Origin of the sequence: Halomonas sp. MS1 (assembly GCF_024182575.1) — a bacterium.
Classification (GTDB): domain Bacteria; phylum Pseudomonadota; class Gammaproteobacteria; order Pseudomonadales; family Halomonadaceae; genus Vreelandella.
Map to the genome: position 1 here is coordinate 3,275,237 of NZ_CP098926.1, position 20,080 is coordinate 3,295,316.

Here is a 20,080-nt window from a genome sequence, read left to right on the forward strand (position 1 = left end):
GTAAGCTGCAGGCTTGAGAAGCTTTTGCCGTCCGCTGGCTAGCTCTTCATGGATGCAGTTCTTTATGGATACGCTGAGTGGCTTGGCTATCTTGTTGATCAACGCTCTTAGCCGCCACGAAGCGTATTGTGAAGATTACAGTAGCTCGTGCCGTTTCAAACCAACTGCGAAATATCGACCGCTACTCGTTGGTCCACCTTGTCCTCTCGCCACTGGTCCAGATCGAGCAACCATAGACTATGTGGGCGCATTTCATAGAATCGTCTTCGTCCGCCTTCGAGAAATTCTGTGAGTGGCAGTTGCCAGGTTTTTCTTAGCTCTGGATCGGGAAAGTTCAAGCGGTAGTACAAGGTATGGATAGCCTCTGCTTCTTCATCGGGTAGGGCACGTCCATCTCCAAGGAGCTGCAAACCATCTAAGCCTGCGGGAGGTGATAACTCGCCGAGATCGGTGCGAAAGATTGAACCTGATAGCATGGGTTGTCGCTCGATGTTAATCGAATGTTGCGCCTGGGTCATGGAGTACCAGATAAGGCGCAGTGGAGAGCGAAGCACCACATAGTTGACGGTGGATGCCCAAGGCGTTCCAGTATCGTTACAGGTGGCCAATGTGATGAAAGAGGCTGTATCCAGAAGTCGGTTCGCACGTGTGTGTAGCGTTGTTGTTGTATGCTCCGTCATTCTTAACTCTCCAGTTGAATATCGTTCATGAGTCGGGAGTCAATGATTTCCCACCATTTTTCCTGTTCGATTCGCCTTGCCTCCCACTCAGGATCCTTAGAGCGCAGTGAAACTGCCTTGCGGTAGGCGCCCCAGGCCGCTTCGTCTTCGAAAGCTACCGAGTGCTCCAGGCAGTGCACGTTATTACCGATAACGTAGTTGAACCAACGGGGCTCATGGACCATGTCCAAGCCATCGTAGAACCATGACTGACGTGAGCGTATCCACTCCCAGAGTTCTTTTGTGTGGGTTCGTGCATGCTCGGTAGGCTGAAGAATATAGACTAGATGAAGCATGAATCTCTCCTATTATCAGATGATTCCATCGTCGAACCATTCCGGGGTCAGGTGTTTGCGAAACCTGTTCTGGTGACTGTCAACAACAGCGAAGTTGTGCTTCTTCACAAGGTCGTCCGCTAACTTTTCTTTTCTAAAAATTGCGACGGTGGCGAGCGGCTCGATGCATCCTCCACGTTTTGCTTTAGCATCCAAGGCTGAAACTGAGAGATGGGATGTTTTTAAGCCATATTTGGGTGCGTATCTTAAAGGTGCGTAGTAGCTGAGAACGAAGTAACGGAAGTCATCCTTTTCTTCCGTGTAGTCGGAACCGAAATATCGGGCGTGAAGCGAGTTTCCGAAACGATAAAATATGGTGGCAGCATTAATCTTCCCCTTGTTTCGAGAAAGGGCAACGATTGAGTGATCAATGGCTTTGGACTGGTGTTGACTCATGAACACCTTGCGCATCCATGATTCTCCAGTGGTCGCACCGTGTTTGGATCGATTCATGGCAACAAGGTTGACCAGTATTTCCTCTAGTGCTGGCGTAATGGGTGACCACTCTATTTGGTTTCCCTGATTGTGAAAGGCATTTATTTCGGCTCGTGTCCGTGTTCTATAGTGTTTCTTCCAGGACGAGATGGTGTCGTCTAAGCCTCCTGGAGAGATGTGCTGGGAAGCTTCGGCATCATGTAGCAGCACTTGTGCATCAGGGTGGTATGAGGCTACATACAGGGCTCTTTTCAACGGCATATAGGGCAGTAGAACGCCAGCCAACCCATCATGATTGGCTTTGTTTTGGAGCTCATGAAGCAGCAGTGCCAGCGCTTCTTGATGACGAGCCCCATGTCCGCAAATCAACTCATTATGCGTGGATCGGTATGCCCCCACCCACAGAAATTTTTCCTCCCACGGTCCTGGCAGCCCTGTAAACCAGTGTGAGGGGGAAAACAGAGGATCGTCAGGCTGTCCTTCCCATATCGGGCAGCCTGCCAAGAGCCCTCCTGGGCCGAAAACCGTCAAGACAGAGCGTGGTCGACTGAAGTATTCGAGAGACTGTAACCATCTGTAGCTATTAAAAAAATTGCTGTCTTCGACCAATGAGTCCCACTCGTGATGGTCAAGAGAGCTGATCGAATTGAACCAGCGGACCCAAACGGCTCCGAAGGGAGGCAGGGAGGTGGTGGTGGACACGTGAGGTGTCAGCACGTTCACACTCCTTTGTGTCCTGAGAGAATGATTGAGTGTGGGCATGTTTGATAAGCCTCCCAGAAATTGCTCTTGTGAACCTCGTTGCCCTCATCGGTTACATGAAAGTTTTGCCATTCAATATTTTTCACCCCGGCGTGTTCCAAGGCGCTAGTTAATGCCTCACTCGACCAGTAGTAAGCCGTTACAAAGTCATCATAGGGGGGCTTGCACAAGTGAAGTTTCAGCGGCGTTTCGTCAGTTCTAGGAGTGGTAGTGCTGCTGATGAGGTCGAAACCGTAGGGGCGATAGTAAGATGTTTGTAGCGCGTAGTTCGGGTGAAGAGGAAGTGTTACGAGACGACCGCCTGGGATTATGGGGCGCACCATATCACTGCATAATTCCATAAGGCCCGCTAGGTTTTTCGCGTAGGGTAAAGTATATACAGAAAGAACGATATCAAAGTGTTTCTCTGGGATATTGTCTTTATTATCAATATACGAGATGCCATGTTGCTCTTTCTCTTCGCGACGACGTGCGTAACTTATCATTCCTGAAGATATATCGTAGCCGACGACTTCCTTGGCGCCATGCTTTTTTAACAGCCGGGTATAGAAGCCACTTCCACAGCCGAAATCAAGAATAGAAAGCCCGCTAATATCTCCGAGAGCTTCAATAGTGGAAGGTATCTCGCAGTACTTTCGAAATGGCCATTCGGCCATTTTTTCATATAAGGCGGCAAGCTCGTCAAATTGTTGTGACATTTATCTACTCCCTACGCATGGATACCTGAAGGTTCACTTTATTTAACATAGCAACAACCTTAAAATTTGATGTTTTTTTTTCTTTGCGTAATGTAATTTTTTAATTCATTGACTAATAATACTTAATTAAGGTTCTAATCTTACTAATAGTTGTTGGGATCAACCGCGAGGTCGACTCGCAGTGGCATCCATCAGTCTAGGGTTTTGTGTCTTTTCTTCAGTATTGTCGTTGATGAGTGCATCAATGCGCCTCAATTTGGAATATCGAGTAGCATTAGAGAATTTAAGCAACTTTATTAGTATTTGAGAGAATTCGTGCTATGAAGCGGTTAGCTTAGTTAAAGGCAACAGTAGGGAGCCCTTGCGCTGTTCTCTGGCTAACAGAGCGGAGACCTTGAGTTAATCGTAGAGAAGTGCTTTGATTTGTTCGATACCAAACAAAGCCCGTGCTGGAATACTTGGTGTTATCTACTTATGGAGACGTAGTTTGAACATTACAGATTTACCTTTTGGGGTGACAGATTGGTCTGAGGTTAAGCAGACTGAGCATTCTGGAGAAAGTGGCGTTGCTTATTGGAAGACCCGAAATTTTGGGGATATCCGGGTGCGTATGGTTGAATATAGTCCTGGCTATTTGGCGGATCATTGGTGTGCTAAAGGCCACATATTGCTCTGCCTTGAAGGTGAACTTCATACTGAGCTAGACGATGGACGCTGCTTTGTTCTCACGCCTGGGTCGAGCTATCAAGTTGCCGATAATGCCGAACTTCATCGCTCTTCGACAAAGCTAGGAGCTAAATTGTTTGTCGTTGATTAGTATCACAAGCCTGAGGGGGCACGGCGATGGTTACTTTATTGGGGAAAGTGCTACTGACTTTGCTGAACCCATTAAGTACAGAAGTTTTCACGCCGGGTGGCACAGTTCCGAATGTGGTAGAACCGCTCCTTAGCTCGTAGGCTTCCAGAAGTTGAGGGAGCCCCCTGTCCAGATTTCCATGATGAGCTGCTCACGGCCTGAAGCGTCGTGAGCCCGCTTCAATAGGATCTTCCGATCATCCTTGAGGGGCCCCCGTCGCTGGTTGGCTGTTAGCTCCTTTCTGAGTGCCTTGCGGACCTTCTCCAGATGCTCGTTGGTCGTACGCACAACATAGAACCTATCGATCATCCTTTGCCATGTCGTCAAATGACTATCTTTGCCGATGCCCAAGTGCCAGCGGAAGAGTGGTATGCGGGCCGGAGTCCGCCCCGCAAAAGGCTAGGCTGAGGAGGGCTCAAGCGAGGGTTGTGTCCGGTTTTGCCCGACCGCTTATTTCCTCGGATTTAAGTACATGTGGGGTATCGTAGGCGGCTTGATCGAGTTCACCTTCGCTGCGCGCGACCAAGCAGGTTACCGCGCAGTCGCCTACTACGTTCATCGACGTGCGCGCCATATCGAGGATTCGATCGATGCCCGCGATGATTGCGATGCCCTCGAGCGGAAGGCCGACTGAAGTCAGTACCAGTGATAGCATGATCAACCCAGCGCCGGGCACTCCAGCGGTACCGATGGAGGCCAGCGTCGCGGTCAGCACGATGGTCAGATATTGGCTGGTGCTAAGGTCGACGCCATAGGCCTGCGCTATGAATACAGCACATACGCCTTGGTAAATTGCTGTGCCATCCATGTTGATGGTGGCGCCTAACGGCAGGACGAAGCTTGAGATGCGGCGTGACACGCCTAAATTACGCTCGGTTGCCATCATCGTGACAGGTAGCGTTCCTGAACTGGATGTGTTGGTAAAGGCGACCATCATCGGTTCGATGCTGCCCTGGAAGAAGCGTACGGGGTTAAGCCGAGCGACGAACTTGATCAACCCCCCGTAAACCACAAGTGCATGGATGGCGCAACCGAGATAGACCATGCCGATGACCTTGGCCAATGGGGCCAGCATATCGAGACCATAGGTGCCGGCCACCCAGGCCATCAGCGCAAACACACCATAGGGGGCAAAGGAGATGATGATCGATGTCAGCCGATACATCACCTCAGCTGCTGCATCGAAGAAGTTTTTCACTGGCTTGGCGACGTCGCCAGCGAGAACAATCGCGATACCGAACAAGACGGCAAAGACGATAATCTGCAATACGTTACCGGTCGCGAACGCTTCAATGGGGTTGGTTGGAACAAGACCCAGAACGGTGTCGATAATGGTCGGTGCTTCACTGGCATCAGCGTTTACGTTGCTGGCCGTGGACGTGCCTATATCGACGCCGACGCCGGGTTTGAAGATGATCGATAAGGCGAGACCGATCGAAATCGCCACTGCTGTTAAAGCCAAGTACAGAGCAAACGTTTTTGCTCCGAGCCGCCCCATGGTGGCGAGATCCTGCAGTGAGGCGATGCCAGCGACCAGCGAAACGAAAATCAGCGGAACGATCAACATCTTGATCGCGCGGATAAAGAGATCGCCGATCGGCTTGATGCTGGTAGCAATATCCGCATTACCTGTTTGATTGAGCGCTATACCCAAAACCAGCCCTAGCGTTAGCGCGATGAATATTTTCTTCCAGAGTGGCATACCCCTCCATAATGCGAAGGGGCCACGACGAGTGGGCGGATGAGAGACATGCTTTGTCATTGTTTTTCTCCTATTTCTCCGACATTTCTTTGTGTCAGGTTTGACGCCATCACCTCTGCGTGTCTGGCGAACACAGGAACGCGAGAGTCGGAATTTTTGGCGCCTTTTGAGGTAAGGCCTCAATACACCATGCCCGATGCAGCATGGCGCACGGCCGGACAGCACTTGAAGAGTGCTCTAGTAGGCGGGCTTGCCCGCTTTGGTTTAAAAGATCTCCTTGTGGGAATCGGTGGTGGGCTGGAGCAATGCGATGGCTTCGACTTCCACCGCTGTACCGAAGTGAAGTTCTTTGACTCCTGCAACGGATCGGGCAGGGCGATGATCACCAAGCCAGCTTGCATAAATCTCGTTGAACAGCGGCCAGTTGCTGATATCGGTGACGTAGATACGCACCTGTGTCAGCCTTGTCTTATCAAGGCCTACGCATGCAAGGCAGGCATCAACGTTCTCAAGCACTTGACGGGCCTGTTCCTCGAATGAGCTATCGCTTAGAGGCGTGCCATCTTGTTGGATCGGGAGCTGGCCGGAAATGAAGACCTGACCGGCTGTCATGCAGACATGGGAATAATGGCCGGCAGGAGAAGAGAGCTCCGAACTGTTCGTGCAATAAATATCGGGGCGTTGGATGGCTTGATTCATGGTGAGCATTTCTCTGAGTGTTGGACAAAGGAGTCCCTTACCCTCGATCGGAAGAGACCGGCGGCTGGGGGTGGAACGGAAATTGAAGCTCTAGTGTCTGGTTGGCGCGACGCTACGAGGACAGCAAACTGTTAAATCGCGCCATATCGACGTTGCCTCCGCTGACGAGCACACCGATGCGTTTGCCTTGCAGTTCGGCTTTCATCTGTCGAGCCGCGGCGAAGCCAAGGCAGCCAGTGGGCTCGACGACAAGTTTCATGCGCGTTGCCATAAAGGCCATGCAGTCGATGAGCTCAGCATCCGAGACAGTCAGAATGTCGTCGACATCACGCTGGATGATCGGAAAGGTCACATGCCCGAGATGCTGAGTCTGTGCACCATCGGCAATGGTCTTGGGCGTGTCGATATGTACGATGCTGCCCTCGCGGAACGAGCGCTGGCCGTCATTTCCCGCCTCTGGCTCGATGCCGTACAACATGCAGTTCGGCGACAATTCCCGCGTGGCCAGCGCACAGCCGGAGAGCAGCCCACCGCCCCCCAATGGCACGAAAAAGGCATCCAAAGGGCCGACTTCCTCGAACAGTTCCTTCGCGGCCGTACCCTGGCCGCAGAGTACGTCGGGATGATCGTAAGAAGGAATTAGTGTCTGGCCATGCTTCTCGGCCAGGTCGCGACCGATCTGCTCACGGTCCTCAGTGTAGCGGTCGTAGAACACTACGTTGCCGCCATAGCCTTGAGTAGCTGCCACCTTGGCTACCGGTGCATCGTGCGGCATGACGATCGTTGCCGGAATGCCTAGGATCTTGGCTGATAGCGCGATGGCTTGGGCATGGTTGCCGGAAGAGAATGCGACGACACCGGCTTTGCGCTGCACGGAACTGAATTTCGACAGCGCGTTAAACGCACCGCGGAACTTGAAGGCACCCATGCGCTGAAGGTTTTCACATTTGAAGAAGACCTGGGCGCCAAGCGCTTCGTCGACGGTGCGAGATGTCATCACCGGTGTCTTGTGGGCCTGGCCCTTGATGCGTTCAGACGCTTCGGACACGTCGTCAAAAGTGGGAAGATTGATCATTGGAGTCCTCTCTTGGCCTGTATCCTAGGCCGCACAGTTCCGACACCCGCGCTGACCGCGGATGCTTTGTGGTAAACGAGCTGATCTACGCTCAGCGCCTGCAGCACGAATTCAGTCATGTTGAATGCGGCTCAAGAGCCTCACGCATTATCAGTGTGGCTGAGCCTGTACTCCAAAAGCTCAAGTTGCGGCTGTCACTTCGCATAGCTGTATACCGATGCGCGGGAGACTCCCAGGTGCGCGGCAATGATTTCCATCGCGCGACGTAACTCCAGCAAGCCCTCCGCCTTTAACTCCTTGACCAAAATACGACGGTCTTCCGCCTTGAGGGCTCGTGGCGTCGTGGCTAGGCGTGCCGCGAACTCATCAATACGGGCACGAATGGCGTCTGCGCCCGTAGGGTCCAGCGACTCTTTGGCGGGGGCATCTACCTGAATATCGACGAACTGATTCAACATGCCCTGAAAGCCCTGAAACACGGTGAGGTCAATATTCATGCAGAGTGCTGCAATGTATCGTCCTTCTGAATCCTTGATGCCGATCGAAGTACTCTTGATCTGGCGGCCATCAGAGAAGCTATTAGGATAGTTGGCGATGACCTGCTCGAACTTGGCGTCCATGATACGGGCAAGTCCGAGCTCGGTAGCTGGATGGCCGACTTCGCGGCCAGAAAGGTTGTTGTGAATCGCAAGCACAGCGTGTGAGGGGTCCAGCAAGTCGTGCACCACGACCTCGCAGAAGGGCGCGAACGTCTTGGCGAGCCCCTCTGCTACCTGTTTGAGTTGTTCGAGCAGCAATCGCTGCTCCTGAGTACGTTGTGTCATGACAAGGGCCGGTGTTGTTGATGTTTTGACAGTTTGTATAAATCTGGACAATCTGTCAATATGCAACTTCACCATGTTTACTGAGCGAGCTCCTCCCATGACCATCATGCAAGAACTTGGTACGCCCACCGCCCTCGTCGACACTCAGCGCATGCAGCGCAATATCGAGCGCATGCAGGAGCGCATGAACGCCCTCGGGGTGCGCTTCCGCCCACACGTCAAGACGAGCAAATGCCCGTCCGTCGCTAGGGCCCAGATTGCAGCCGGGGCGCAGGGCATCACCGTCTCGACACTTAAGGAGGCCGAGCAGTTTTTCGACGCGGGGATTACCGACATCCTGTATGCCGTTGGCATGGTACCGAGCAAGCTCCCGCAAGCGCTCGCGCTTCGTCAACGTGGCTGCGACCTGAAGATCATCGTGGACAATGTCGCGGTGGGCCGGGAAATCGGCAGCTTCGGTAAAGCGCATGAGGAAGTGTTTGAAGTATGGATCGAGATTGACACCGACGGTCACCGCTCGGGCATCAAGCCAGAAGAAGATGCCCTGCTGGAGGTGGCGAGTGTGCTTCATGATGCTGGCATGTGCCTGGGTGGCATCATGACCCATGCGGGATCCAGCTACGATTATGACAACCCCGCAGCCTTGCTGGCCATCGCTGAACAAGAACGGGCAGGCGCCGTGCGTGCGGCGCAGAGACTGTATGATGTTGGCTTGTCATGCCCTGTTGTTAGCGTCGGATCGACTCCGACGGCTTTGTCGGCCGAACACCTCGATGGTGTGACAGAGGTGCGTGCCGGCGTCTACGTGTTTTTCGACCTAGTGATGCGCAATGTAGGTGTGTGCACAGTGGACGACATCGCCCTAAGTGTCCTCACGACCGTCATTGGCCACCAAGAAGAGAAGGGGTGGGCCATCGTCGATGCCGGTTGGATGGCGATGAGCCGTGACCGCGGAACACAAAAACAGTCACAAGACTTCGGCTACGGGCAAGTATGCACCGAGGATGGAAAGGTGCTGGAGGGATATATCTTGAGTGCTGCCAATCAGGAGCATGGGATCCTGGCCGGTACCGGAGAGCCGGACTGCAGTATCGCGGAACGTTTCCCCATCGGCACGCGGTTGCGCATTCTGCCCAATCACGCTTGTGCTACCGGTACACAACATCCTGAGTACCAAGCTGTGCTGCCCGATGGCAATATCGAGACTTGGCCTCGCTTCTACGGCTGGTAAGCACGAAGTAATGTTATGAAAAACGAATAGCTGGTAGCTGGCGGTTCTCGCCGCATCTCAGCCGTCCAAACCCGTTGTGCTTACCTGCGCGAAGCGCACCGCGACCTCGTCAATGCCTTATCGGTCGCAAAACTTGTGCAACGCAGCCGCCGTGGCACATCGGCATTGTTGCTACGGCGCTGGCGTAATCTACCTTAAGTAGCGTCAAGCGGGTGAACAGATCAATCATAAGCGCGTAGAGTGTCTCTACGATTAAAATACGATAGAGTAACTTCAGACTCTAAACTCGGATGCTACTGAGAATGGGGTGACGTCGGATGGACGCTGCTTTGTTCTTACGCCTGGATCGAGCTACCAAGTTGCCGATAATGCCGAACTTCATCGCTCATCGACAACGCAAGGAGCTAAATTGTTTGTCGTTGATTAGTAGTATCAGCCTGAAGAGGCACGGCGATGGCGGCTTTATTGTCGTGCATCTTCAAGGAGATTTGCCAGGATGAGTTCAAGGCGCTAAGCCACATTGTTTCCAGGTATCGCCAACGTATTCTGACTTGAATCGCCCATACGACACCAAACCATCAAATTCGTATTGGTTTGGTGTTTAGTGCCGACTACCGCAGGCTGCCTGCAAGCATAAATCGCCTGCGCGGCTCAGATGAATGTCCAGGCCAATACTCTCGTAATCTTGTTTCCCTGCTTCATTTCTATTTCTCGTATATCAACTGCACCGAGCTTACCAATCAACTTCTTGGCAGGCTTAACATTGTCAGTTTTTGAAACTAGGCTAGTAAACCAGCGGCATTGAGTTGAATACACCTTGCTTTCTTTTATTAGCTTTTTAAGAAACAGCTGTTCGCCGCCCTTGCACCAAAGCTCTGCTCCCAATCCGCCAAAATTCAGGGTGGGGGATTGGTTTTTTGCCTTTTGTTCACCGCGACTACGAGCGAGGTTATTGAGTTTAAGCCGGCTACCTTTAAGAGCTTCATCAAGTGAGGCATGGAAAGGTGGGTTGCATACGCTGACGTCAAAGAATTCCCCGGTTTGAATGATCCCTTCAAAAATGTGGTTTTTATCGTGCTGCGTGCGTAGCGTGAAGCGATCTTTGAGTGTGGGGTTGTTGGCGATAATCGTGGCTACGTTCTCAAGCGACTGAGGATTAATGTCGCTACCAACACACTGCCAGCCGTAAACTTGGCAGGCCAGTATTGGGTAAATTCCATTTGCTCCCGTGCCGATATCGAGCAGCTTGATACTGCGCTGCTCTAGCCCAGGCCCAGTCTCCAGCAAGTCAGCCATGTAATGGATATAGTCAGCTCTGCCTGGGATTGGCGGGCAAAGCGCGCCCTCTGGAATATCCCAATCGACAATGTTGTAGTACCGGTTTAATAACGCAGCATTGAGCGTTTTTACTGCCAATGGGTCTGCGAAATCAATGGAAAGGTCGCCATGCGCGTTCGGTTTTACATGGGAGGCTAGCGCTGGGTGGCTTTTTACGAGAGCCGGGAAGTCATAGCCTTGGTTGTGTCGATTCCTCGGGTGCAGGCCTTTGCGAACAGACCTAGCTTGGCTTTTTTTACTTCGATGGGGGATGCTCACAGTAATAGGCCCGAGGCTTGGAGTTCGATAGTAGAGTGGGTCTGGTTTAGCCAGTGATTATAATCTTAATGGTTATGATGTGCATGCTTGGCAGTTCGAGGGTAGCAGGTCAGTGGCTACTAGCTAAACTTCCCTCGTACCACTTCATATAGTTCTGTATTAACTGGAAGACTCAATGAACCCTGTTATTCAAGAAGAAATATCCGGCTGTGGGATTGCTGCATGCGCCGCGCTTGCGGGCATTACTTACGTGCAGGCCAAAGCGACAGCTAATGCTTTGGGTATTTATGCTGAAGACACAGCGCTTTGGTCAGATACTGAATATGTCCGTAGGCTATTGTGTGCTTTGGGTATCACGGCTGCGCCAACGGAGACGCCATTCGAGGCCTGGGCGACGCTTCCAGATAAGGCGTTGTTGGCGATCAAGTGGAGCACGGAGCAGGGCAGGTCTTTCTGGCATTGGGTGGTATTTGTTAGAACTGAACGGGATGCTGTCGTTCTGGATTCCAAGAAAGCCTTGAAAACCAATATCCGTCGAGACTTTGGGCGTATCAAACCCAAGTGGTTCATTGGTGTAGATTAAGACGTAAGGGCTGCTATTGAGGGCTATTCGAAGAGCTATTTTAAGGACTATTTTAAGGAACCAGCGTTTGGTTCTTATCGGGCTCTGGCTTTCTGCTCTGCCTGATCGAGGAGTACAGGGCCGCTACCTGATTTAGCCAGTTTGTCGTCGGGGTTATAGAGTGGGCAACTAGTCATGCTTAGGCAGCCACAGCCGATACATCCCGCTAGGTTATCGCGCAGTTTTTGCAGGTAAGCAATTCGGCCATCAAGCATCTGCTGCCAGTTTTTTGACAGCTGCTGCCAGTCTTCAACCGTTGGCGTGCGGTTATTCGGTAATGATTCAAAGGCCTGCTTTATTTCCTCCAGGCTGACGCCAACTCTCTGCGCTGCTTTTATCACCGAAATTCGCCTTAGCACTTCTGGTTTATAACGCCGCTGATTGCCCGCATTACGCCAGCTGTGGATCAGTCCTTGCTGCTCGTAAAAGTGCAAGGTGCTTACTTTAATGCCGCAGCGCTTGGCAACCTTGCCAACACTCCAAATTGCTTCTGCCATTACTCACCTCATATTTTTTTGCCATTTTTTTCTACAAACCACTTTACCTCAACTTAAGTTGAGGTTTTACCCTGGCATCTCACTTAACGCAAGGAGTCTCTTATGTACTTAGAACACGTTAATCTGGTGGTTACTGATATGGATGCCATGTTGGATTTTTATCGGGCAGTTTTTCCACACTGGCGTGTGCGGGATGAAGGCCATGGCGAGTGGTATGGCAAACCGCGTAAATGGGTGCACTTTGGTGACGATGAAAATTACTTGGCGTTAAGCGATCACGGCGAAGGGGAGAACCGCGATTTGAAAGGTCACAGCGTTGGGTTGGCCCATTTTGCTTATGTGATCGATAACCTTGATGCCGTTGCCGCTAGGCTCAATAACGCGGGCTATGCCATTGCCAAACCTGGCGCTATAGAGCCGTTTCGGAAAAATGTCTATTTTGTCGATCCGGCCGGTTTTGAAGTGGAGTTTGTCGAGTACCTAAGCGACATCCCAGCCGAGCGAAATTTAAACCGCGATGCTCAGTAACCAGTAGTACAGTAACGCAAAGGGTCAGTGTAATGAACGTTGCCGTTGTGTTTCATTCTGCTTTGGGCAGTACTAAGCAACTCGCCCAGGCTGTCGCTGCTGGAGCGGCAGCACAGCCTGGGGTTGATGCTATTCAAATAGAAATCGTTGGCGCAGATATCGTAGAAGGGCGTTTTTGTAACACCGAGCTGCTGCAGCAATTAGGAAAGGCCGATGCCTTAGTCTTTGGCTCTCCCACCTATATGGGCTGTGTGTCAGCCCAGTTTAAAGCCTTTAGTGACGCCACGAGTGAGCTTTGGGCCAAGCAGTCATGGGCAGACAAGATTGCCGCTGGTTTTACTATTGGTGCTAACTTAAGCGGCGACCAGTTGAATACCCTTCAGTACATGCAAGTGTTCGCGAATCAGCATGGCATGTGCTGGGTTGGCTTGGATATACCGGGCAACTACGATCCAGGTATGCGTAACCGGCTGGGAGCACAATCTGGGCTTATCGCTCATTCAACAGACGGCGTATTAAATGAAACGGACTTACTAGCCGCGCGTTATTTAGGCCAGCGGGTGGCGCAAGTTAGCAAGAGGTTTGTTGCAGCATAAAGGTTGTTCACTTGGGCGCGCAGCAGATGTTATTGCGACAGATCACCATTGCGGGTGCGTTACGCTTACCACGCAATACAAAGCTGGCTAATTCAATCAGTGGCTAAATCGTAGTGCGGTGTAACACATGGCGAGAAACGAGCCTTAAGGAACCCAAGAATAGCTAATAAAAACAAGCTATTGTATGCTCAGCTGACCATCAATAAGGAACATGTAGATGATTCGCAAATACCGTGAGACGGATATTGACCAGATTTTGGAGATCTGGCTTTCAGCATCGATTAAAGCGCACGCTTTTGTTGAAGCGGAGTTTTGGGCGTCAAAGGTTACCGAAATGCGCGATGTTTATATCCCTGCCTCGGAAACTTTTGTGTTTGAATCTGGCAATCAGATAGCGGGCTTCTACAGTTTATACGGAAATACACTGGCTGCCGTTTTTGTGTCGCCAAGCTTGCAGGGGCGAGGTGTGGGAGCAGCTATGCTTGATGATGCCAAGAGCCGAAGGGAGTGCTTGCAACTAACCGTCTACCGGGAAAATACTCCCAGTATCAACTTTTATAAAAAGCAGGGGTTTATTTCATTAGGTGAGCAAGTTGATGAACAAACTGGCCATCCTGAGTTAGTCATGGAGTGTTATTGTTAACACAATGTCGCGTTAGTGTGAGCTGTTGGATGCGAAGTATTATAGGAGTGTTGAATGAAAGGTGAGTGTCTCTGCGGGGAGGTTAAGTTCAGCGTTAAAGGAGAACTACCAAACTTCTATCAATGCCACTGTTCTTTGTGTCGGAAAACGACTGGTTCTTCAGCGAATGCCGCTACGTTTGTAAGCGAGGAGTGCTTCGAGTGGATTTCTGGTCAAGCCAATATTCGCTCTTTTCAAAAGCCAACGGGTTATCGGAATGACTTTTGTTCGGCCTGTGGTAGCTCAGTGCCCAATAAATTGAGAGACACGGAGCTTGTCTGGATCCCCGCTGGACTGCTCGATGGGGAGACGGGATCATGCGTCGCAGTGCATCTACATTTGACCTCATCGGCGACATGGGAACTAGCGTCATGCAGCAGTGTTCGGTTAGATGATGGCCCTGATAGCTTAAAGTCGCTTCACGAAGCATTACAGCGTACAAATTGATGAATACACTGTTTTATTTCCGATAGTCAGAATAAAACGCCATGGTAAGGTGTTGTGATGGATCATGAAGCGCTGATCAAGCAATGGATAATGAGTGATCCTGATCGCATGGAGGCGCTGACTATTGCGGCTGCGCAGAAGTTGCCGGGTTGGTGTCTCGCTGCTGGGTTCGTTAGAAATTTGGTGTGGGACAAGCTGCATGGCTTTGCAGCGAGTACGCCATTGAACGACATTGATTTAATTTACTTCGACGCAAACGACGTAAGTGATTTTCGTGATCGTGAGATCCAGCAAAGGTTAATGGGTGTCTCAACCTTTCCCTGGTCAGTAAAGAACCAAGCAAGAATGCACGAGCGAAATAGGGATTGTCCGTATACGTCAACCGAAGATGCCATGAGTTTCTGGGTAGAAGTAGAAACTGCTGTAGGCGCTGCGTTGGATGATAGCGGAGAGGTAATAATTGTGGCTCCTTTTGGCGTTGAGCCACTGTTTGGCTACACCATTACATTAAATCCAAAACGGCCAAAACGAACGGATTTTGAAGCTCGGATATACAACAAGCGGTGGCTTCAAACTTGGCCAAAGTTGGTAGTAAATGTTTAACACCAGCTAATTTAATGAGTGTTGAACTATGCGCGGTGTAACGCATGGTGAGCAGTGGTGGCTTTACTCTTAACTGTTGGCAAATAGCAGACTGAGATTCTAAGGACGTCCTCAAATGAACATTGGCATCTATATCTATGACCAGGCAGAAGTACTCGATTTCTCGGGCCCTTTTGAAGTTTTTACCACGGCCAGTCGCGTCAGTGATGAAGACGCGCCGTTTTCAGTGTTTTTAATTGCTGAAAAAGACGGCCCAGTCACTGCCCGGGCGGGATACCAGGTGTTGCCAAATGCCACCATCGATAATCACCCGCCTATCGATGTATTGATTATTGTCGGTGGTGTGCACACGGGTGAAATGGCAAACGAAAAGGTAAAGGCCTGGATTGCAGATCAAGCAGCCATAGTGCAGCAGGTGGCCACAGTGTGTACCGGCATCTTCTTAGTTGCTAATGCCCAGCCTAGCCTGAAAGGCAGAGTAACTACTCACTGGGATGACCAAGGTGATTTAAAAGCTCAGTTTCCGCAGCTTGATGTGGTGGAGGACGTGCGCTGGGTAGACGATGGCGGTGTCATTAGTTCAGGTGGCATCTCTGCGGGGATCGATATGTGCTTACACTTGGTCGCCAAGTTACGCAGCACCGAGCTTGCGGAGAAAACAGCGCGACAAATGGAATATCGCTGGAATCGCTAGGATTACGCTTTCTCCAGGCAGGTCACAGTGATTGCCACCCGAATGTTATTGCAACCTGTGGTGGTGCTATTTTTTGCTCAATCCCGTGCTAGTTAGAGTATGGGAAAAGCTTGTAACAGATTTAGGAATGACTGTAATGGACTCTTTTCAAGAGGGAACCGGTGAATACTTAGTACTGGTTCATGGGGCGCTCACCGATGGCGCTATGTGGCTTCCTCATATTGAATACCTGAAAGCTGACTATGAGGTGATTTCTGTTACTTTGAGGCACTTTGGCGAGCCTTGTTCAGGTGGTTTTGGTCTAAATACGCATGCCAATGATTTAGCTGAACTGCTGTCGAACTTGCCTAAAGATAAACCTATAAATATTGTTGGTTGGTCTTACGGGGCGGATGTCATCATTAATATGTTGGTGACACATGACTTAGCGTTGTCCAACGTGTTCCTGTACGAGCCTGGTTATCCAGGCTGTTTACAAGGAGAAAAAATGGAGGTTTGGCAGTCGGATGCCAGCGCCATGTTTAGTCCGGTTTTTGAAAATTTTCATGCTGGAAATATGCAATTAGCGGTTGAGCGCTTAATTGACGGTTCAGGCAATAGAGAAGGGTATTTTTCTACTCAGGACGAAAGTATCCAAGCGCTGCAGATATCTAAAGCGTACACGTTAACCCATCAACTGAATCAACAAGAGCAGCCAGCCATAAACGCTGAGTTGGTCTCCAAAATCAGTGCTCCAATCGTTATAGGTTATGGGGCGGAAACGCGTGATATGTTTAGACTTATTGCTCAACAAACCGCTCATTTGTTAGCCAACTCTGTGATTAACGAAGTTGTTGGCGAGGGGCATATGTTACCCCAAGAAAGTCCCGAAAAGTTCTCTACGCACATTAAGTTGGCACTTGGTCATGGTTTGTAAATTACGGAGATGTTTATGAAGTGTTCTGTCTATATAGCAACAAGTGCTGACGGATATATTGCGACCCCAGACGGTGGCGTTGACTGGCTTCATACCGCTGGCAACTTAGAGGCAGATATGCGTGAGAACCCCGATATGGGCTTTCAGAGCTTTATTGACTCCGTTGATTGTATGGTGATGGGGCGTAAGTGCATGGACGTTATCTCGGGGATGAATTTAGCGCCTGACCAATGGCCCTATGGTGACCTTCATATTGTTGTGCTTAGCCATTCAATCAGCGAGCCTCCTGAAAACCTGCAAGGCAAAGTGGAAATGTACGCTGGTGAGGTTCAGGACTTAATGGCTGACCTAGAAAGTAAAGGGTTTGAACATGCCTATATAGATGGTGGGTCAACCATAACCTCGTTTCTCAATCTTGGGCTTATTGATGAAATGACCATTACAAAAGCACCAGTGCTTTTAGGTGGCGGTATAGCTCTGTTTGGAAGCCTTAACAAACCAATTAGGCTTGAAGAATCCGAAGCGATTGCATTCCCAAACAATTTTATTCAAACGAAATACAAGGTAACTTAATTTTCAAGGCTGCCTAAGCAGTACCGCAGCAACAGCGGCTTTGGGCATCGTGCACAAGGAGAAAATGGTGCAAATTTGTGAAACGGAGCGTCTGATTATACGAACGTTGTCCTTAAACGATGTTCCCGAATTGACCAAGATCCTCAGTGATCCTGACGTCATGAAGCACTCAATCCGAGGCGTTTGTGATGAAGCCGCAACGCGGCGATTTATCGACTGGTGTTTGGAGTGTTATATATCTCACCGTATTGGGCCGTGGGCTTTGGTTGAGAAGGGAACCGATAAGCTGGTTGGCTTTTGCGGTGTTAGCCCCGAAGAGGTTAATGGTGTAGAAGAAATTGGGCTAGGATATCGACTGGCTAAACGGTACTGGGGCATGGGCTTGGCGACTGAAGCAGTGCAAGCGGTACTCAGTGTGGCATTTAGCCAGAAGCAACTCGCTTCCGTGGTGGTTATTATCGAGCCTGATAATGGTGCATCACTCAAGGTCGCAGAGAAGGCAGGGTTTAGTCAGTTTGATACTATCGAATTCCACGGTCGCCCAGTGAGGTTGTACCGGTTAACGTTGCCAGCAATGGTATGCATTACAAAATAAGGCAGGCAAAAGCGCAATGAAGATATGTGCCGCTCAACTTCGCCCCGTCGCTGGTGATGTGACAATGAATACCGCTAAGCACCTTGAGTTTATCAAGTTGGCGGTTGCCCAGCAGGCCGATGTAGTGTTTTTCCCTGAGCTTTCGCTTACTGGGTTTGAGCCCCGCCTGGCCAGTTCGCTGGCTGTTGAGTTAGCAGATCAGCAGTTCCATGTGTTTCAGGAATTAAGCGATCAACACCGCTTACTTATAGGCGTTGGAATGCCTATCGCCGTCAAGGCAGGTGTGCAGATCGGTATGGTGTGGTTCACGCCAGGTAAAGCGCGACAACTTTACGCTAAGCAGCAGCTGCATATTGATGAAACTCCTTATTTTATACCTGGTGATGAGCAACTGGTGCTCGAAAGAGGCGGTATGATACTTGCGCCTGCGATCTGCTACGAGTCACTCCAGATAGACCACGCTGATAAAGCGGTTGCGCTAGCTGCTGAGGTTTATCTGGCCAGCGTCGCTAAACCTGCGAATGGCATTGCTAGGGGAGCGGTGCATTATCCAGATGTGGCCCGACGACACACGATGCCGGTAATCATGGCGAATTGTATTGGGCCGTGCGACAACTTCATCAGTGTAGGTCAGTCTGCTGCTTGGAATAACCAAGGTGAATTACTGGCGCAGATGGATAGCGAGTCAGAAGGGGTGGTTATACTGGATACCCAAAGCGAAAGTGCTAGCGTCATTGGTATTGCGTAGGGGCATCGCCTCTTATAGCCGCTAGGTAGCTAAAACCCCAGCGGCTATCTTAACGTTGAGTATTGGCTCAATTAGACGTATTTCTTGCCCGTATTTTTCATACTCATCGCGTAAATAATAAACATGATGAGTGAGCCCATCACAAAACACCATACGCCTACGGTTGCATAGAAAGCGCTGTCGGGTAGGAATAAAAGACTGCCAAAGAAAAAACATAAACTGGATAAGAGACCCAGAATATTAGGTAGCTGTTGACGCTGTTTCGTCACACTGTTCATTTTATTTACCCATCTGAAATTTTATTGTCAAGTAGCTAAGATGGCTTAGATACGGATGTCCGGTGCAAACTGAAAGCCCACCGATATCCGATTCCAGCTGTTGATTTGAACAATAATGGCAGTTAGGTCAATTAGCCCCTGCTCACCAAAGGCAGTTAACGCGTTTTGATAGGTGTCGTCGCTGATGGAGGGCTGTTGGCTGATGAGTGTGAGTGCTTCGGCCCAGGCGAGTGCGGCACGTTCTTGTGTGCTAAAGCAGGAGGCTTCCCGCCAGGCCGGTAACACGTCTAGGCGAACTTGATGCTCGCCGTCGTCTCTGGCCTCTTGGGAATGCATATGTTGGCAAAAGCAGCAGTGATTTATTTGCGAAACACGCAGGTTGACTAAGTGAACGATGGTGCGATTAAGCGTTGAATCTTCCGCAACGTTGCCTAATGCAGTCAGGTTTTTAGCTAGGCGTGGGACAAGGCGATACACTGACTGCTGAGATAGACGAGTAGACATGTGAGTGACCTCGGTGAGTAAGTTGAGAGCTCAGCTTAACGTCGAGGTTTTTTTACGCCTTGTAAATTTGCGACAGTTTACGCTTGCGATAGGCGGCGGGCGTTTCATAGGCGAGTGATTGAAAAGCGTGAGTGAAGTGGGCTTGGTCATAGTAGCCGCATTGTAGGGCTATTTCCGCTAGGGGCAGCGCAGTTTCAAGCAGTCTGTGACGGGCACGGTCTAGTCGGGCATAGGCGACTAATTGGCCTGGCGTAACGCCCACCTCGCGCTTTAATTTGCGTTCCAGGGTTCGCCTAGTCACCCCTAGTGTGGCGCCTAACTGTTGAGGGGGATGCTTTAGTTCCCCAATCGCTTGAACAATCCTGAGGGTGCGGCTATTGACCAGTGACTGGCTCTTTAGCCGGTGTAACAACCATGTTTCTAACAGGCGTAAACCCTGCTGTGCGTCCAGGCGGTAGAGGTGCTCCGCCACGGGCATTAACCCTTGTAACGCCGGTGTTTCAAGCTCGTTATCTAAGCGCTGCGGTTTATCTGCGAATGCTTCGGGTAGCAAGCCTAGCAGGCAGTGAACGCCTGTTGCTTTAAAGCGAATCCCCAGACAGGGAGTTTGGGCGTCGAGTGTTTCTATTAGCGTTCGCCTGTTAAAACAGAGCGTAATGATGGGGTGAGAGCTAGCTAGCTTGATACTGAGACTAGCGCCAGCATCGGGATAAAATTTTTCGGTTCTGGGGCCAGTAACATCCCCTGAGCCACCCATTGACCAAAGGCACTGTACCCACGGGGCTAAACGCTTATCAGGTAGGCGATGCCGAAAATTGAGGTAGTTAGCATTGCTTGGCAGGATAAGATCGGTCATGGGTTCAAC

26 protein-coding genes and 1 pseudogene are annotated in these 20,080 nt (G+C 50.5%); 13 read left to right on the top strand and 14 right to left on the bottom strand.

The window, feature by feature from the left end; translation table 11 throughout:
* Nucleotides 1-155 precede the first annotated feature (155 nt).
* From NF683_RS14930 to NF683_RS14945, 4 genes are read right to left on the bottom strand one after another with little or no spacing between them, the layout of a single operon-like run.
* A complete protein-coding gene (locus NF683_RS14930; protein ID WP_089038026.1) occupies nucleotides 156-680 on the bottom strand; it encodes a pyridoxamine 5'-phosphate oxidase family protein in 525 nt (174 codons plus the stop codon).
* 2 nt (nucleotides 681-682) lie between these two features.
* Nucleotides 683-1,015, bottom strand: coding sequence for a hypothetical protein (locus NF683_RS14935; protein ID WP_253920360.1), 333 nt, complete (start codon nucleotides 1,013-1,015; stop codon nucleotides 683-685).
* Nucleotides 1,016-1,030: 15 nt separating this feature from the next.
* Nucleotides 1,031-2,206, bottom strand: a complete 1,176-nt coding sequence (locus NF683_RS14940) for a peptidogalycan biosysnthesis protein (RefSeq protein WP_253920361.1) — start codon at nucleotides 2,204-2,206, stop codon at nucleotides 1,031-1,033.
* Nucleotides 2,207-2,208: 2 nt separating this feature from the next.
* Nucleotides 2,209-2,949 (bottom strand): class I SAM-dependent methyltransferase, encoded by a 741-nt coding sequence (locus tag NF683_RS14945; protein ID WP_253920362.1) that lies wholly within the window; start codon nucleotides 2,947-2,949, stop codon nucleotides 2,209-2,211.
* Between the two features lie 487 nt (nucleotides 2,950-3,436).
* On the opposite strand from NF683_RS14945, the gene NF683_RS14950 reads away from it, so the two are divergent.
* Nucleotides 3,437-3,766: a DHCW motif cupin fold protein gene (locus tag NF683_RS14950; protein ID WP_089038030.1), complete on the top strand. Its 330-nt coding sequence runs from the start codon at nucleotides 3,437-3,439 to the stop codon at nucleotides 3,764-3,766.
* A 92-nt stretch (nucleotides 3,767-3,858) separates the two neighbouring features.
* Here NF683_RS14950 and NF683_RS14955 read toward each other — a convergent pair.
* The 5 genes and pseudogenes from NF683_RS14955 to NF683_RS14975 form a co-directional block, all read right to left on the bottom strand.
* A pseudogene (locus NF683_RS14955) lies at nucleotides 3,859-4,114 on the bottom strand (transposase); the annotation flags it as partial.
* A gap of 106 nt (nucleotides 4,115-4,220) precedes the next feature.
* Nucleotides 4,221-5,507: a dicarboxylate/amino acid:cation symporter gene (locus tag NF683_RS14960; protein WP_253920363.1), complete on the bottom strand. Its 1,287-nt coding sequence runs from the start codon at nucleotides 5,505-5,507 to the stop codon at nucleotides 4,221-4,223.
* Between the two features lie 264 nt (nucleotides 5,508-5,771).
* Nucleotides 5,772-6,206, bottom strand: a complete 435-nt coding sequence (locus tag NF683_RS14965; protein ID WP_253920364.1) for a RidA family protein — start codon at nucleotides 6,204-6,206, stop codon at nucleotides 5,772-5,774.
* Nucleotides 6,207-6,318: 112 nt separating this feature from the next.
* Nucleotides 6,319-7,281, bottom strand: coding sequence for a threo-3-hydroxy-L-aspartate ammonia-lyase (locus NF683_RS14970; protein WP_253920365.1), 963 nt, complete (start codon nucleotides 7,279-7,281; stop codon nucleotides 6,319-6,321).
* Nucleotides 7,282-7,475: 194 nt separating this feature from the next.
* Nucleotides 7,476-8,105: a helix-turn-helix transcriptional regulator gene (locus tag NF683_RS14975; protein ID WP_089040850.1), complete on the bottom strand. Its 630-nt coding sequence runs from the start codon at nucleotides 8,103-8,105 to the stop codon at nucleotides 7,476-7,478.
* A gap of 97 nt (nucleotides 8,106-8,202) precedes the next feature.
* Here NF683_RS14975 and NF683_RS14980 point away from each other — a divergent pair, with 97 nt between their 5' ends.
* Nucleotides 8,203-9,336, top strand: coding sequence for a DSD1 family PLP-dependent enzyme (locus tag NF683_RS14980; protein WP_253920366.1), 1,134 nt, complete (start codon nucleotides 8,203-8,205; stop codon nucleotides 9,334-9,336).
* A gap of 651 nt (nucleotides 9,337-9,987) precedes the next feature.
* On the opposite strand, the gene rlmF is transcribed toward NF683_RS14980, so the two are convergent.
* Entirely contained in the window at nucleotides 9,988-10,932 is a 945-nt protein-coding gene (gene rlmF / locus NF683_RS14985; RefSeq protein WP_253920367.1) for a 23S rRNA (adenine(1618)-N(6))-methyltransferase RlmF, read from the bottom strand.
* Between the two features lie 175 nt (nucleotides 10,933-11,107).
* Here rlmF and NF683_RS14990 point away from each other — a divergent pair, with 175 nt between their 5' ends.
* Nucleotides 11,108-11,515 (top strand): hypothetical protein, encoded by a 408-nt coding sequence (locus NF683_RS14990; RefSeq protein WP_253920368.1) that lies wholly within the window; start codon nucleotides 11,108-11,110, stop codon nucleotides 11,513-11,515.
* 74 nt (nucleotides 11,516-11,589) lie between these two features.
* Here NF683_RS14990 and soxR read toward each other — a convergent pair whose 3' ends face one another.
* Nucleotides 11,590-12,051 (bottom strand): redox-sensitive transcriptional activator SoxR, encoded by a 462-nt coding sequence (gene soxR, locus NF683_RS14995; RefSeq protein WP_172420555.1) that lies wholly within the window; start codon nucleotides 12,049-12,051, stop codon nucleotides 11,590-11,592.
* Nucleotides 12,052-12,153: 102 nt separating this feature from the next.
* Between soxR and NF683_RS15000 the strand changes: the two genes are divergently transcribed.
* The 10 genes from NF683_RS15000 to NF683_RS15045 all read left to right on the top strand — a co-directional run bounded on the left by NF683_RS15000 (nucleotide 12,154) and on the right by NF683_RS15045 (nucleotide 18,433).
* Nucleotides 12,154-12,579: a VOC family protein gene (locus NF683_RS15000; protein WP_253920369.1), complete on the top strand. Its 426-nt coding sequence runs from the start codon at nucleotides 12,154-12,156 to the stop codon at nucleotides 12,577-12,579.
* Between the two features lie 32 nt (nucleotides 12,580-12,611).
* The gene (locus tag NF683_RS15005; RefSeq protein WP_253920370.1) at nucleotides 12,612-13,175 is read left to right on the top strand and encodes a flavodoxin family protein; all 564 of its coding nucleotides are present in this window, start codon (nucleotides 12,612-12,614) and stop codon (nucleotides 13,173-13,175) included.
* Between the two features lie 217 nt (nucleotides 13,176-13,392).
* The gene (locus NF683_RS15010) at nucleotides 13,393-13,818 is read left to right on the top strand and encodes an N-acetyltransferase (RefSeq protein ID WP_253920371.1); all 426 of its coding nucleotides are present in this window, start codon (nucleotides 13,393-13,395) and stop codon (nucleotides 13,816-13,818) included.
* Nucleotides 13,819-13,872: 54 nt separating this feature from the next.
* Nucleotides 13,873-14,304, top strand: coding sequence for a GFA family protein (locus NF683_RS15015; protein WP_253920372.1), 432 nt, complete (start codon nucleotides 13,873-13,875; stop codon nucleotides 14,302-14,304).
* A gap of 57 nt (nucleotides 14,305-14,361) precedes the next feature.
* A complete protein-coding gene (locus NF683_RS15020) occupies nucleotides 14,362-14,907 on the top strand; it encodes a nucleotidyltransferase family protein (protein ID WP_253920373.1) in 546 nt (181 codons plus the stop codon).
* A gap of 115 nt (nucleotides 14,908-15,022) precedes the next feature.
* Nucleotides 15,023-15,601: a DJ-1/PfpI family protein gene (locus tag NF683_RS15025; RefSeq protein ID WP_253920374.1), complete on the top strand. Its 579-nt coding sequence runs from the start codon at nucleotides 15,023-15,025 to the stop codon at nucleotides 15,599-15,601.
* 136 nt (nucleotides 15,602-15,737) lie between these two features.
* A complete protein-coding gene (locus NF683_RS15030) occupies nucleotides 15,738-16,517 on the top strand; it encodes an alpha/beta fold hydrolase (RefSeq protein WP_253920375.1) in 780 nt (259 codons plus the stop codon).
* A 15-nt stretch (nucleotides 16,518-16,532) separates the two neighbouring features.
* Nucleotides 16,533-17,090, top strand: a complete 558-nt coding sequence (locus NF683_RS15035; RefSeq protein ID WP_253920376.1) for a dihydrofolate reductase family protein — start codon at nucleotides 16,533-16,535, stop codon at nucleotides 17,088-17,090.
* Between the two features lie 64 nt (nucleotides 17,091-17,154).
* Nucleotides 17,155-17,685, top strand: coding sequence for a GNAT family N-acetyltransferase (locus tag NF683_RS15040; protein ID WP_253920377.1), 531 nt, complete (start codon nucleotides 17,155-17,157; stop codon nucleotides 17,683-17,685).
* A gap of 16 nt (nucleotides 17,686-17,701) precedes the next feature.
* The gene (locus tag NF683_RS15045; protein ID WP_253920378.1) at nucleotides 17,702-18,433 is read left to right on the top strand and encodes a carbon-nitrogen hydrolase family protein; all 732 of its coding nucleotides are present in this window, start codon (nucleotides 17,702-17,704) and stop codon (nucleotides 18,431-18,433) included.
* A gap of 71 nt (nucleotides 18,434-18,504) precedes the next feature.
* Here the strand turns inward: NF683_RS15045 and NF683_RS15050 are convergent, their stop codons facing one another.
* From NF683_RS15050 to NF683_RS15060, 3 genes are read right to left on the bottom strand one after another with little or no spacing between them, the layout of a single operon-like run.
* On the bottom strand, nucleotides 18,505-18,711 hold the full coding sequence (locus NF683_RS15050) for a YrhK family protein (protein WP_253920379.1): 207 nt from the start codon (nucleotides 18,709-18,711) through the stop codon (nucleotides 18,505-18,507).
* A gap of 45 nt (nucleotides 18,712-18,756) precedes the next feature.
* Nucleotides 18,757-19,215, bottom strand: coding sequence for a carboxymuconolactone decarboxylase family protein (locus tag NF683_RS15055; RefSeq protein WP_089038049.1), 459 nt, complete (start codon nucleotides 19,213-19,215; stop codon nucleotides 18,757-18,759).
* 52 nt (nucleotides 19,216-19,267) lie between these two features.
* A complete protein-coding gene (locus NF683_RS15060; RefSeq protein WP_232471472.1) occupies nucleotides 19,268-20,071 on the bottom strand; it encodes a helix-turn-helix domain-containing protein in 804 nt (267 codons plus the stop codon).
* Between the last annotated feature and the right edge of the window lie 9 nt (nucleotides 20,072-20,080).